At 59.4% G+C, this 13,714-nt stretch carries 13 protein-coding genes; 12 read left to right on the top strand and 1 reads right to left on the bottom strand.

Annotation, left to right across the window (positions count from 1 at the left end; genetic code table 11):
- Positions 1-126 precede the first annotated feature (126 nt).
- The 12 genes from IF803_RS33820 (at position 127) to IF803_RS33765 (ending at position 12,955) form a co-directional block, all read left to right on the top strand.
- A complete protein-coding gene (locus tag IF803_RS33820; RefSeq protein WP_461195099.1) occupies positions 127-1,305 on the top strand; it encodes an ABC transporter substrate-binding protein in 1,179 nt (392 codons plus the stop codon).
- 90 nt (positions 1,306-1,395) lie between these two features.
- Positions 1,396-2,256, top strand: coding sequence for a branched-chain amino acid ABC transporter permease (locus IF803_RS33815; RefSeq protein WP_016844215.1), 861 nt, complete (start codon positions 1,396-1,398; stop codon positions 2,254-2,256).
- Positions 2,253-3,191 carry a branched-chain amino acid ABC transporter permease gene (locus IF803_RS33810; protein WP_461195098.1) on the top strand — a complete coding sequence of 313 codons (939 nt, stop codon included), beginning with the start codon at positions 2,253-2,255 and terminating at the stop codon, positions 3,189-3,191. Before IF803_RS33815 ends, IF803_RS33810 begins: the two co-directional genes overlap by 4 nt.
- On the top strand, positions 3,181-3,951 hold the full coding sequence (locus IF803_RS33805) for an ABC transporter ATP-binding protein (RefSeq protein ID WP_461195097.1): 771 nt from the start codon (positions 3,181-3,183) through the stop codon (positions 3,949-3,951). The genes IF803_RS33810 and IF803_RS33805 overlap by 11 nt, the downstream gene beginning before the upstream one ends.
- Positions 3,944-4,648, top strand: coding sequence for an ABC transporter ATP-binding protein (locus IF803_RS33800; RefSeq protein ID WP_461195095.1), 705 nt, complete (start codon positions 3,944-3,946; stop codon positions 4,646-4,648). The genes IF803_RS33805 and IF803_RS33800 overlap by 8 nt, the downstream gene beginning before the upstream one ends.
- Positions 4,649-4,673: 25 nt before the next feature.
- Positions 4,674-5,432, top strand: coding sequence for an enoyl-CoA hydratase/isomerase family protein (locus IF803_RS33795; RefSeq protein ID WP_461195093.1), 759 nt, complete (start codon positions 4,674-4,676; stop codon positions 5,430-5,432).
- Positions 5,433-5,467: 35 nt separating this feature from the next.
- Positions 5,468-6,610, top strand: coding sequence for an acyl-CoA dehydrogenase family protein (locus IF803_RS33790; protein WP_304497089.1), 1,143 nt, complete (start codon positions 5,468-5,470; stop codon positions 6,608-6,610).
- Between the two features lie 526 nt (positions 6,611-7,136).
- Positions 7,137-8,201, top strand: a complete 1,065-nt coding sequence (locus tag IF803_RS33785) for a transporter substrate-binding domain-containing protein (RefSeq protein ID WP_461195091.1) — start codon at positions 7,137-7,139, stop codon at positions 8,199-8,201.
- A gap of 775 nt (positions 8,202-8,976) precedes the next feature.
- Positions 8,977-9,915 (top strand): class I SAM-dependent methyltransferase, encoded by a 939-nt coding sequence (locus tag IF803_RS33780; protein ID WP_461195090.1) that lies wholly within the window; start codon positions 8,977-8,979, stop codon positions 9,913-9,915.
- Between the two features lie 124 nt (positions 9,916-10,039).
- Positions 10,040-10,867: an ATP-binding cassette domain-containing protein gene (locus IF803_RS33775; protein WP_461195089.1), complete on the top strand. Its 828-nt coding sequence runs from the start codon at positions 10,040-10,042 to the stop codon at positions 10,865-10,867.
- Between the two features lie 40 nt (positions 10,868-10,907).
- On the top strand, positions 10,908-12,452 hold the full coding sequence (locus IF803_RS33770) for an ABC transporter permease/substrate-binding protein (RefSeq protein ID WP_461195102.1): 1,545 nt from the start codon (positions 10,908-10,910) through the stop codon (positions 12,450-12,452).
- Positions 12,453-12,640: 188 nt separating this feature from the next.
- Entirely contained in the window at positions 12,641-12,955 is a 315-nt protein-coding gene (locus IF803_RS33765; protein ID WP_461195087.1) for a hypothetical protein, read from the top strand.
- Positions 12,956-13,359: 404 nt separating this feature from the next.
- Here the strand turns inward: IF803_RS33765 and IF803_RS33760 are convergent, their stop codons facing one another.
- The gene (locus IF803_RS33760; RefSeq protein WP_155258322.1) at positions 13,360-13,596 is read right to left on the bottom strand and encodes a hypothetical protein; all 237 of its coding nucleotides are present in this window, start codon (positions 13,594-13,596) and stop codon (positions 13,360-13,362) included.
- Between the last annotated feature and the right edge of the window lie 118 nt (positions 13,597-13,714).

Genomic DNA, 13,714 nt, shown 5'->3' with positions numbered 1-13,714 from the left:
CACCTAAATCGACCCCTCCCAGGGCTGAGCGGCCATCATCCGGGAAAGCGCAATGATGTGTTGACGAAACTTTTGTAAGATATTACTAGTACAACACGAGCGCAACGACGCCGAGGGAGGATATTCATGTCTTGCTGGAAAGGGGCCCTGATTGCAGGGGGCATCGCTTCCGGACTGCTTTTCGGACCGGCGGCCAAGGCCGAAGATGTCGTCAAGATCGGGCAGATCGAGGCCCTGACCGGGGCAACCGCTACCTACGGCTGGATGTCGGCGCAGGGTACCAAGGTTGCGGTCGAGGAAATCAACGCGAAGGGCGGCTTCAAGGTCGGCGACAGGACTTACAAGCTCGAACTGCAGCAGGTCGATACGCGCGGCGAGCCCCGCGAGGCGACCGTACAGTTCCGCAAGATGATGGAAGAAAAAGTCCACTTCGTCTTCGGGCCGTTTCTGACCAACGTCTTCAACGCCATCGAGCCGATAGCCAATCAGAACAACGGCAAGTTCCTGCTGTTCGCCGGCGCGACGTCGGCACACGCAGCGCTTGGCAAGCCCGATCATGACTATCTGCTGCGAACCTGGAACTGGGACGCCGGGTCAGCGGGTTTCGGCAAGCTGATGGTGGACTATTTGAAGAAGCTCAATACCAGGAAGGTGGCGATGCTTTTCCAGAACGACGCCTTCGGCAAGACCGCCGTCGATATTTATAGCGCGCTGTTCAAGGATGCCGGAATTGAACTGCAGGTCGAATTGTTCGAGCCCGGCACGAAGGACTTCAGTGCGGTGCTCGCTAAGCTCGCGGCCGGCAAGCCGGACATTCTCTTCCCGGGTTATTCGGATGCCGTCCTCTACGATATCGTGAGGCAGTCGACCGAATCCGGTTTCGGCAATCGTTTCTTTCTCGTTCGTGGTTCCATCGGGCCGGCGCTGAAGAACAAGGACGCGATCGAAGACTATATCGCATACGTTCCGAAGTACTTCGAGGGTGCCGAGAAGACCGAGCCGAAGGTCCGTGCCTTTATCGAAAGCTATCAGAAGCTGTTCAAGCGCGAATTTCCCTACGATCAAGCACCGCTCTGCTCCTCATCTTGTTACGACCATGTCTACATGCTCGTGGAGGCCATGCAGAAGGCAGGCACCGTCGACGACGTGACAAAGATCCGTGCTGCCCTGATGGGCATGACCCACGAGGGCATGTGGAGAATCAAATACGACAAGACCGGAGAGGCCGTTTTCGGGTTCGATGTCGTCCACGTGCGCAAAGGTGGTGCCATCGAGAGAGTGCCTTACGACCCGACCAAAGAGTAAGGCTCGTTCGTCGCGCTCCGGCGGAGCCGGAGCGCTCTCTCTCCACTCGGGAAGGCGTCACGAAATGCGCTTCCCGCGGACCTTCGATCAATGACGCAGCTAGTCATCGGACAATTGCTCAATGGCGTAATCGTGGGTACGCTCTACGGCATCATAGCGCTGGGCGTAACGCTCACATTCGGCCTGACCGGCGTGGTGAATTTCGCGCTCGGCGCGTTCATGATGCTTGGCGCCTACGCGACCTGGTATCTCTACGACGTCGTGGGTTTCCCGTACCCCGTGGCCGTCATTGGTGCCGTCGTGGTCGTGAGCATCTTCGGTTACGTTTCGGATCTTGCCCTGTTTCGCTTCACTCGCGGCAACCTGGTCAACGGGCTGCTGGTGTCGATCGGCATGATTTCGGTCTTCGAGGCCCTGGTCCTCGCGGCCTTCACGACCACGCCCAAAGATCTGACCTACGTGCTTCCTGGCGCCCTCAAGGTAGCCGGCATCGTTCTGCCGAAGATCAAGGTCGCGGTCGCCGCGGTATTCCTGGCTGTGATCCTCGGCACATATCTCGCTTTGACGCGGACGTGGTTGGGGCGCGCGGCATTCGCCTACGCACAGAATCCCGAAGCCGCAGCTCTTATGGGCATCCGCACGGGAAGGCTCCAGACGATCGTCGTGGTCTATTCGACGGCGCTGGCGGGTCTCGGTGGAGGTCTGTACGCGAGCATGTATTCGATCGAGCCAACGATCGGATCGGCTTACGTTCTCAAGGCGGTCGAGGCCGCCATTCTCGCCGGTGTCGGCAGCGTGCTCGGCGCGTTGGGCGGCGGTATCATTCTCGGCATCAGCGAGAACATCGGATCGGTGTTTTTTTCGTCGGCCTTCAGGGACGCTTACGGTCTCGTATTCCTCATCTTGATCCTTCTCGTCCGTCCGGGCGGCCTGTTTGGAGATCGGTCGTGAAGTACGCAATTTCAGTCGGGCTGCTGCTCGCCCTTGCCGTTCCGGCCTTCGTTCACAGCGACTCGGTGCTCGCCATTGCGATCTACGGCTTCATGGCGGCGTCGCTGGCAGTCAGTTTCAATTTGATCTTCGGATTCACCGGCCAGCTCTCCATGTTTCACGCCGCGTCCTTCGGCGTTTCCGCCTACGTGGTCACCATCCTGGTGACTACGTTCGGATGGAACTTCTGGCTGGCGATCGCCCCCGCCCTGGCCATTGTCGTGATCCTGTCTCTTATCGTCGGAACGATCTGCTTCCGCTTTAAGCTCAAAGAGTTCTATTTTGCCGTCGTCACCCTGGCATTTTCCGAAGTGCTTCGTTTGATCACATTGAACTGGAACAGCGTCACGAACGGCTCTCTCGGTATTACGATCGTCGATACGCCGAAGATCTGGACGCCATCTGGCACGTTTGCGATTGCGGGCGGGGTCGCTTGGTACTACCTGACGCTGGCTCTGCTGGTGGTCGTATACGGTGTGTGCAGCCGTGTCCTGAAGTCCTGGATCGGACGTTGTCTTGCCGCCATCCGACTGAACGACCAGTTGGGCGAAACGCTGGGCATCGACGTCTTCAAGTACAAGTTGCTCGGCTTCGCAATCGGCAGCGGCCTTGCCGGGCTGGTTGGCGCCTTCTACGGCTTCTACGCGGGGTTCGTCGAGCCGCATTTCCTCTCGATCTCGCTCGGACTCGACATCATCGCGATGGTGCTGCTGGGAGGCGTCAATTCCCTGATCGGCCCCGTTGTCGGCGCCCTCGTGCTCACGGCCTTGCCGCACGTGATCGAGCTCAGCGCCGAGCTTCGCATCGCTCTGTACGGCTCCATCCTCATCTTCGTGATCCTGGTGATGCCGAAGGGTATCGTCGGCCTACTTACGAGCAGAAAACATGCTGCTTGACGTAAAAAGCCTCACCAAGCGCTTTGGCGGCCTCACCGCCGTGTCCAACGTAGCGTTCGGCATCGAGCGCGGGGAAATCATCGGGATATTTGGACCCAACGGCTCCGGAAAGACCACGACTCTGAGTCTGATCGCCGGGATCCTGAAGCCAACCAGCGGCGTGATTCTTTGGAAGGGGAACGATATCAGCGCCCTGTCGCCGTTCGAGGTCGCTCAGCAAGGATTGGTCAAGACCTTTCAGAATCCGCAGCTCTTTCCTGAGCTGACGGTCGTCGAACACATGCGCATCGCATGTCACCTGCACATCAAGCGCGAGCTGGGAATCGGTCGCTTGCGGACGCTGATCGGAGGCATGCCCGTCGGTTTGGATCGTCTGCTGGAGCAGAAGATCGACCAAGTCCTCGCGCTTTGCCGGCTCTCCAGCCAGAGGAACGAACAAGCCGCTGCGCTGTCGTATGGTGGCGAGAAGATGCTCGGCGTTGCAATGGGTATGCTTTGCGAACCAGAGCTTCTGCTCCTAGATGAACCGGCCTCCGGCCTAGGTCATGACGAGATCGCGAATCTCGACGCGGTGCTCAGGGACCTCAAATCCCACGGCGTCACGCTGTGCATTATCGACCACAAGGTCGGCTTTCTGGGCCGGCTTGCGGACCGTTCGATCGCGCTCCACCACGGCGCGGTCATTGCCTCCGGAAAGACCTCCGACGTTCTCGCCGACGAATCCGTTGTCGCGGCCTACCTGGGCAAAAAGCATGCTTGATGTATCGAACCTCAGCGTCAGTTACGGCAAGCAGAAGGTTATCAGGGAGGTATCCTTCAAGCTGGAGAAGGGCGAAGTGGTCACTTTGATCGGTCCTAATGCCGCCGGCAAATCGACGACGCTGCGAACACTAGCGGGGTTGAAGACGTCCGATCGCGGCACGATCCATCTCGCTGGAAAAGACATCACGGAATTCGCCACCGTGGACCGTGTGAGGGCCGGCCTCATTCTCGTGCCGGAGGGGCGCCAGATATTCACCAAGCTCTCGGTCCAGGAAAACCTGATTATCGGCGCCTATCACCGAGCCGATCGCGATCACGCAGGCGCCGACCTGGAGCGAATATTCTCGATGTTTCCGCGGCTCCGCGAGCGACGGGATCAGAAAGCGGGCTCGATGTCGGGCGGAGAGCAGCAGATGCTTGCGATCGGACGAGGGCTGATGTCTCGACCCACGCTGATGCTGCTGGATGAGCCGACCCTCGGTCTTGCACCGATCATTATCGAGGAACTGGGGCGGATCGTGCGAAATCTCGCGCACGAAGGACTGACGATCCTCCTCGCCGAGCAAAACGCCATGATGGCCCTGGGCTGTGCTGACCGCGCCTACGTGCTGCAATCCGGTCGGATCGTGACCTCGGGAAATGCGAAGGAATTGTCCGAAACGACGGAAGTCAAGCAGATGTATCTGAGCGCATAACCCATCCAGTGCCAGGTGGAGCCGAATGAGTAACGAAGAGACGACGGTAAGCGTCGAGAAACGTAACGGCGTCGCGATCATCACGTTACAGCGGTCGGCCCGGCGGAATTCGATGGACCGATCTCTTGTCGACGGAGTTAAAGCCGCTTTGTTGGAGCTCGATCGCAACGACGACGTGGGCACCATCGTTCTAGCGGGTACCGCTCCGGGGTTTTGCGCCGGAAGCGATTTGAAGTTCATCAGCCGACTCGAGCTCGAAGCAATGGGACGGTTCGAGCAAGAGTGCGGCGATCTTGGCCGTTTGCTGGGATATTTGGCAAAGCCCGTCGTCGCGGCTGTCGAGAAGTTCGCAATTGGAGGAGGACTGACGCTGGCGACCTCTTGCGATGTGGTCGTAGCGGGGCGTTCGTCGCTCTTTAGTCTTCCGGAGGTGCCCCACGGTTGGCTGACCCCATGGGGAATCAGGTCCTTGGTCGCCCGTGTCGGGCTCGTCAAGGCGCGCCTTCTCTGCTTTTGTCTCGAAGCGCTCAACTCCGAGGATGCGCGCGCCATCGGCATCGTCGACTACTGTTGCGATGACGGCGAAGCGCTGACGAGAGCGATTGCGATTGCGGAAAAGCTCGCGCAACTACCACGTCCCGCTGTTCGCGCGACGAAGCGCTTCTTCTCGAACTACCTCATGGAAGACGCTGAAACGATGGATTTCGAAGCAAATCGTCTATTTCTCGAGAACTGCCGGGAGACGTCCGCTCAAGCGACGCTCGAGAAATTCAGACATCGCTAAACTACATCCGGCTCACCGACAAGAGGAGCGGTCCAATGCTCTTGGATCTCAATGAAGACGAAGCTTTGGTAAAAGGCAGTCTCGAGCAATTTACCGCAGGCGCACTGCGACCCAGGATCAAGCCCTTCGCCGACAGGCATGAGTTTCCAACCGAACTCGTGAAGGAATTTCTTGCGCTTGGCTTCATGGGCACGGCGTATGACCCGGCTTTTGGCGGTGGAGGGCTCGGTACACGCGGAGCCGCCATTGTGGCCGAGACGCTCGCTCGCGCAGAGCCCGGCTTTGCCGCCATCTTCCTGTGCAATAGCGCTCCCATGACGGTTATCGCTCGCTATGGATCGGATGACTTAAAGAGCAAATGGCTTGAGCCGCTGTGTCGCGGTGACTTTATCGCGTCATTCGGTGTCACGGAGCCGAGTGGTGGGTCGGACGTCGCGAGCGTAAAAATGCGTGCCGTAGAGGACGGTGATTCTTTCGTCTTGAGTGGCTCCAAGGTGTTTTCCACCAATGCTGGCACTCCGCTCCACGGCATTACGACGTTCGTGGCCGTTACGGACCCTGAATTGGGAGCGAAGGGATTGTCCACATTCGTGGTGCCGGTCGGCACACCTGGCTTCCGGGTCGGAAAAGCGAGCCGCAAAATTGGCTGGCGTGTCGCTGACTCCGTAGAACTCTTTCTCGACGACTGTCGAGTTCCCAAAGCGAATATGGTCGGAAATCGCGGCGACGGCTTGAGGCAAATCCTGACGACGCTGAGTATCGGACGGATCCTCGTCGCGGCAACGGGTCTTGGACTGGCGCGCAAGGCGATCGATCTTGCGAAGGTGTACGGCTCCGGTCGTCAGGTTGGGGGCACGCCGATCTTCCAGCACCAAGGGCTGACCTTTCCGCTCGCGGACGCACTGACGAAGATCCACGCAGCCGAGCTGATGATCCGGAACGCTGCGTGTCTGGCTGACGCCGATCGGCCATTTCGGTTGGAAACGTCGATGGCCAAGCTCTTCGCAACGGAAATGGCGGGCGAAGTTGCAGATATCGCTCTGCAGGTGCACGGTGGATACGGCGCATTCGAGGAATTCGACGTGTCGAGCCTCCCAGGCGAGGCCAGAGTGCTGCGTATCCTCGAGGGTACCAGCGAGATCCAGCGGCTGGTCATTGCGCGTGAACTCACCGCATAGCGGATATCTTTCTCAGTACTTCAATCCGGAGCGGCAGGGCACCGTCGCCACAACGGAGTCTGGCGCAGGTCAAAATGCAGGTCTCAAGCATCCGCGCGCTGATGCACGTTTTGGGCGTCAGCTGGGCCAGGAGTGCCGACAGCTCCTCATAGGGCAGGGACGGATGTGGCCCGCGCACCTTGCCTTTCTTTTCGTCTTCGGGAGCAGGTGTTCAAGGCGACGCTGCCAGAGCGCCCGGTTCTCTCCGTTGCTGTGTCCGGCCGCCGTGGCGGCCGAGAACGCCTTCGCCATTGTTTTGACGGACAGGTGTGTGACGAAATGCCAAAGGGAGTAGCGGTGCGCTGGTCGGCAATCCAGCTATGCGTCAAGGTGAGCAATGAGTTCATTCGAGGCTTTCCCGGCAGCTCTGCACGACCGCTATTTGAGGGGGGAGGTGTCGTGTGAGAGGACTGCCCACAGCGCCAGGCGGGGAGATCCAATCTCGCAGCGCAAGTGGACGTCGATTCGACCGGTCTGGTCATGCATCTTGGCGCTGGCGGTGCTCGCGTTCGGCTGCGGTGCCCTTCACGCCCAAGCCGCCGCGTCCCCTGACAAGGAATTGGTCGTGGCGACCAAGGAGGCCCCACCATTTGCGATCAAGCAGCCGGATGGGAGCTGGAGCGGTATCAGCATCGCGCTCTGGAAAAGGATCGCCGATCAGGCACACCTGCGTTTTCGCCTGGTCGAAACCCAGAGCGTGCCGGATCTGCTGGACGGCGTCGCAAACGGCAGATTCGACGTTGGCGTCGCGGCGGTTACAGTGACTGCCGAGCGTGCGCGCAAAGTCGATTTTACACAGCCGTTTTACAACACCGGGCTCGGCGTTGCGGTACCGGTCAACGAAAACCCCTGGGTCGCGATCGGACGGGCGCTTCTCTCTTTCGGATTCTTCCAGGCCGTCGCGGTGCTGCTTGGTTTCGCAATGGCGGTCGGATTCCTGATCTGGATGCTGGAACGGCGCAAAACGGAGCACTTCGGTGGCGGCGCCAAGGGACTCGGCTCCAGCTTCTGGTGGTCGACCATCGCCATGACGCAAGCCGGGGCCGCTCAGAATGCTCCGACAACGCTCCCCGGAAGGATCGTCGCAATGGGATGGATGATCGCTTCCGTGATCGCGATTGCGGTGTTCACCGCCGGTATCACCTCCACCCTGACGCGCAGAGGGCTCGAGGGCGCCGTTCACGGCTTCAACGACCTGCGTTCCGTGCGCGTCGGCGCGGTCGCGAACTCCGCGACGACCGACTACCTCGCTCGTCAGCGGCTTTCGTTTCGAACGTTTCCGGACATCCAGGGCGGCCTCTCCGCGCTGGGGCGTGGGACAATCGATGCCTTTGTTCATGACAAGCCGTTGCTGACCTGGATGGTTCGAAGCGACTTCTCGGCCTCGGCTCGCGTCGTCGATATCAGCTTCAGCAGCGAGAGCTATGCGATCGTACTGCCCAAAGACAGCGCCTTGCGGCCGATGCTAGATCTCGCCGTGCTTGATCAAATCGAAGGTGATTGGTGGCAGCAGACGGTGTTCGAGACCCTTGGTAACGCTCAATCTCGCTGATGATGCCGTGCAAGAAGCACAGTCCGTTCAGGGCTGTCGGAGTCTCATCGGGGGAGCGGAACCGATAAAGTTCCGCACATAGGCCTCGCGAGCGATGCAAACCGTCAATAGCCCTGTGCGCATGCGCGAGTTGCTGTTCCACCAAATCAGCTTCAAGCTTCATTCATCCTCGGCGTGGCGGCTTGGCGCATTTTCTAACATGGCCCCCAAACCACGTGCGTGAGTTGCCGTTGCCGAGGAACTGCTCCAGCGCGCCTTGTCCGTAGGCCAGGTTCGATCCATCGGCCAACTACGCGGGCCAATCATTCCCATCTGAGCGGCCTTCCTTTCGGCGCGGTCTCAACCTGTTGTCGGCAACTGTGCTGGTGCGAGTGCATTCCATGCTTCTGCGAAATGTTCTTCGGTGCTGCGACTGGCGCCACCGGGCGCGCAACGTGGGCGTGCCGCGTCCGCGCCTGACCAGCATTGTCGACTATCGAGGCCGGTTGCCCGCACGCTTTCATTCGTGCAGCATTAGAGTTGATCCTTTTCTCTGCCAGAGCAACTGGCAATTTCGACATCATCCTGACCGCACATCAAGCCGCCCCAACAGGCGATGGTCTCGAAAAGGAGGCCGCGTTACACGCGCGTGCACATCAGTGCTCAGCGCAGTTCCACGAAGCGAGGTTGAAAAAAGCGCAATGGGTTTGTGCGCCGGTCAATCTCTGCAATAAGGCATCAAGCACTTGAACGCAGCAGCCGTCGAGTGGCTTGTAAATTGAAATAGGAGACCGGGTTGCAAACACATTTTTCGCGCATCAATCAGTCCAAGGCCGTCTTCGATGATATTTATGCCCTGGATGATCCCAGGGCATATTTCTCTGTCCTGGGAGATTTGGATTACATGATCCCGGACGTGGCTGAGCCGGTTGTGCGCCAAATTCTGGCAGCGAAGGTTTCGGAAGCCGGCGTCAAGCCGACCGTGCTTGATGTTGGCTGTTCATACGGAATCAACGCAGCCGTGCATCGGTTTCCACTGACTTTCGGGGGCTTGCGCCATCGCTACGCTCGACGCGAGATGAGGGCGATCGGTTCTGAGACATTGGTGCGTCTCGATCGCAATTTTTATGCGGCTTGGCCGGATGTCGGCCTCGCGCGATTTATCGGTCTCGATGTATCGGCGCCGGCGATAAGGTATGCAACGGGTGTCGGTCTGCTTGAGCAGGGCATCGTCGCTGATCTTGAAACGGAGGCGCTCTCGGCGGACAGCGCGGATCTTATCCGATCCGCGGATGTCATCATGTCGACGGGGTGCATCGGCTACGTCACCGAGAAGACGTTCAGCAAGATTCTCGATGCGACAGAGAAGCGTCCATGGATCATTTCGTTCGTGCTGCGAATGTTCCCGTTCGATTCTCTAGCCGCGACGTTCGAGAAGCGTGGCCTCGTGACAGAACGTCTTACCGGCGCGACTTTTATCCAACGTCGTTTTCGCGATGCCGAAGAGTTTGAAAGTTGCTTGGCCAGCCTGGCGGCTCTTGGCGTCGATGCTACCGGTCTTGAGTCGGAAGGGCTGTTTCACGCCGATCTGATGTTGTCACGCCCTGAGGCGGATGCGCGCGCCGCTCCCCTGAAAGACATTGTCACTGTTGCCAGCGGCAGGGGGCGTCCGATCGGACCCCGTTACGTTCATATTGAGGGCGACGACGGCTTGCAGGTCGCGTTGGAGCCGTGACGGGCTCGCTTTCCCAAGATGGGCGTGGGTGTGACCCAGGGACCTGTGCACCCAAGTGGATCATGCGCTGACTCCTGCATGGTTACTTTCCGCCAGTTCAGCAGTCTACAGGGAGGCCTTGCTCATGACAGCTTCGCCGAGTTCGAATCCGTCTGCTTCCGTGCCGTATATCAAGATCGATGCTGTATCAAAATCCTACGATGGAGGGCGGAATGTTGCTGTTTCCAACGTATCGCTCGACGTGCAGCAGGGTTCACTGGTTGCGCTCGTGGGCGGCTCGGGATCCGGCAAGACCACGCTGCTGAAGACCATCAATCGACTGGTCGATCCTGACGTTGGAGAAGTCAGGATCGACGGAGTGCCTGTAAGCGAAGCCGAGCCGCCGATGCTGCGGCGGAGCATCGGCTATGTCTTTCAGGGTATCGGTTTGTTTCCGCATATGCGCGTTGCCGACAACATTGGCGTAACACTCAGGTTGCGTGGTTGGCAGGCGAAGGCGATCGAAGCGCGGGTGGCCGAGATGCTGGATATGGTGGACTTGCCGCAGGATTACGCCAGCCGCTTTCCGCACATGCTGTCCGGAGGTCAGCGCCAACGGATTGGAGTCGCGCGTGCAATCGCCGCCCGACCGCGCATTGTTCTGATGGACGAGCCGTTGGGCGCGCTCGATCCTGTCACCCGCGACAGCCTGGGTTCTTCCTACCGCGAGCTGCACGACCGGTTCGGCATGACGACACTGATGGTGACCCATGACATCCAGGAGGCCGCGCTGATGGCTGATCGAATCGTCGTCATGAAGAACGGCCGCATACTCGCCGACGATACGCCGCACGCCTTGATGATGGGCTCTGGGTCTGACGATCCGGACGTTACCGCCTTAATGGAAGTGCCGCGACGTCAAGCGGAACGTATCGCCGCGCTTTCGACCAGGAACGGACCTGTCCGTGCCTGATGCCGGCGCAGAGCTGCTTTCCAGTGCCCGATTAGACGCTTTGTTCGACGCCTGGCGCCTGCTTCCCACCTATCTCACGCCACATATTGTCCTTTGCGCCACGGCGCTGGCGCTTGGACTGCTCGTCAGCCTGCCGCTGGCTGCTCTCGCAGCGGATCGACCATGGCTACGCAGGCTGGTGCTTGCCATCGCGAGCTTGATCCAGACCATACCGGGACTTGCGTTGCTCGCACTGTTCTATCCGTTGCTTCTTGCGCTCTCGACATTGACGGCACGGCTGTTCGGCTTCGGCATCCCCGCGCTGGGATTCTTGCCGACGCTGATTGCGTTGACGCTCTATGCCATGCTTCCGATCTTGCGCAACAGTGTGGTTGGCTTGAATGGCATCAGCCCTGCTGTCGTCGAAGCGGCAGAGGGCGTTGGTATGACGCCCCAGCAGATTCTGACACGCGTCAAGGCGCCGCTCGCCACGCCTGTCATCATGGCTGGAGTGCGGACTGCAGCTGTATGGACGATTGGAGCAGCCACGCTTTCCACGCCCGTCGGCCAAACCAGCCTTGGCAATTACATTTTTACGGGGTTGCAAACCGAGAACTGGATTTTCGTGCTGTTCGGCTGCATCGCCGCCGCCGGGCTTGCTTTGATCACCGACTTCTGTCTCGGTCTCGTCGAGACAGGGGCGTCCGAACGCAGCAGGAAGCGTGTGGTGTTCGGTATCGCCGGGCTTGCTCTCGGCACGCTCGCCGGTCTCGCGCCGCTGCTCTCGAACGAAGCAGCAACCTATGTCATCGGCGCGAAGAGCTTCTCCGAACAGTTCATTCTGGCGGACCTGATGGGTGACCGACTGAAGGCCGAGGGAGCCGGCGTAACGCGTAAGGATGGGCTCGGTTCGGCTATCGCCTTCCGCGCGCTGGCTCACAATGACATTGATGCTTACGTCGATTACTCCGGCACGCTCTGGCGCAACGTCATCGGCCGCACCGACACGCCACCACGCGAGGAGATGCAGGCGGAGATCGTCCGCTGGATGAAGGCAGAGCAGGGCGTCACGGTACTTGGCGCGCTTGGTTTCGAAAATGCCTACGTTCTCGCGATGAAACGAGAAAGAGCGCATGCACTAAACGTCACGTCGCTTGCCGATCTTGCTCGTGTTGCACCTCAACTCACCATCGGCGATGACCTCGAGTTCCTGGGACGGCCGGAATGGCGCTCGCTTAAGGATGCCTATGGTCTGTCGTTCGGAACGCGACGCTCGTTCAATCCAACGATGATGTATCATGCTCTCGAATCCGGCGAGGCCGATGTCATCTCCGCGTTCTCCAGCGACGGGCGTATCGCGGCGCTTGATCTTCTCGTGCTGGCCGACCCGAAGCATGCGATACCTTCCTATGATGCGCTGATCCTCGTCGCGCCAAAGCGCGCCGCCGATGCACGGCTGAAGCGGGCACTCGTGCCGCTTGTCGGCTCGGTTCCCGTTGAGGCTATGCGCGCCGCTAACCTCATGGTCGACGGCGATACCGACAAGGCTTCTCCGGCAGAGGCGGCGCGAGCCTTGGCGAAGGCCGTGCATTTGCAGTCGCGATAAATGTAAGAACTCGATCAAGGACGTTTTCGTTCGAAGTTCGACCTTCGCCGATGAGTCGTGCTCAAGGTCCCGAACGAAATTGCGCGTCTTGCAATGAACGATCAGTTCGGCAGTGCGGTCGGACTCCGTCGGCAACGTTCTGTCGGTGACGCGAGGCCCCGGTCCAGCTGGGGGCATTTGGATTCATAATGGCGCCACGAATCGTTGTCACGAACGTACAACCGTATTTGGGGATGACAATGCGGGCAAAAAGAGTAGAGAGGGCGGTCGGTTCCAACCAATCGCTACTGGAGCTGCTCCAGGCAGAACTTGCAGCCCTCAATTCGCAAATCGAAGCGATAGAAGAGACACGGGCAGAAACGCAATCGATCGATGAGTTGAGAGAGTGTGCGATCCGCGCTTGTCGACGGATTGACGAGATTCGTTCCATCGTCGCCGCCGAACAGTCGAACGACGCGGCCAACAGCGCAACTCCTGGATCTCCGTCTACGGTTGCTCGTTGAAGCCTGTTCGAGACGCTGTAGGTTCGCCGACCGCGTGGTCGCTCCTGGAATGGCTCTGCGGTGACTGCGTCTAAACAGCCGCGCGAGTCGCAATCAGCCAACTTCCGGGTGTAGCGCGATCAGCAAGATTGCCACCGCGACCACTGCGAGCCAGCATTCAGCGGCGATGATGGCCCATTCGGTGCCAGTTCGATTTTTCATTGGCGCCACCATTTTTCGACAGCTCCGACGTGAGTCTGAGGGGTTCGACGTCGGGGCCGTCTTCGCCAGTGTTTCGGACTATCCGAGTTTGATGCGCTGTGGGGCTCGGCTGATCCGAGCGGTGATCAGATCACACTCGGCTCAAGACGGAAGTGCACTTTGTGCCAATACAACCGGTTCCGTCGCAATGGTTGTATCATAACTCATGCTCGACCAATGTCGTCGTGTCGTGCGGCACCCAACTGTGTTGCCGCGAGCGCATTCCAAGCCAAGCCGAAACTCAATCCGATGGACGACATTTGATCCGCGTTGAGCGCAAGCCTGATTTCCCATCCGCGTCCATGCTGGCGCGAAATCAAAACCTCAGACGACCCAAATCCGCGCACGTCGCGTTTCCACTCGCGCAGCATTAGAATCAATTCCTTCTCTTCCGCGCTCACTTCTATTCTCGACATCGCCATCACCGCGCATCAAGCCACCCCAACCGGCAAAGCTATTGAGCACCGCAACGCCGCGTCAACACGCGCGCGTGCATATCCGACAATGACACTTCATGGC

The organism is Bradyrhizobium sp. UFLA06-06 (genome assembly GCF_054820065.1).
This window is presented reverse-complemented; position numbering and strand designations above follow the sequence as displayed.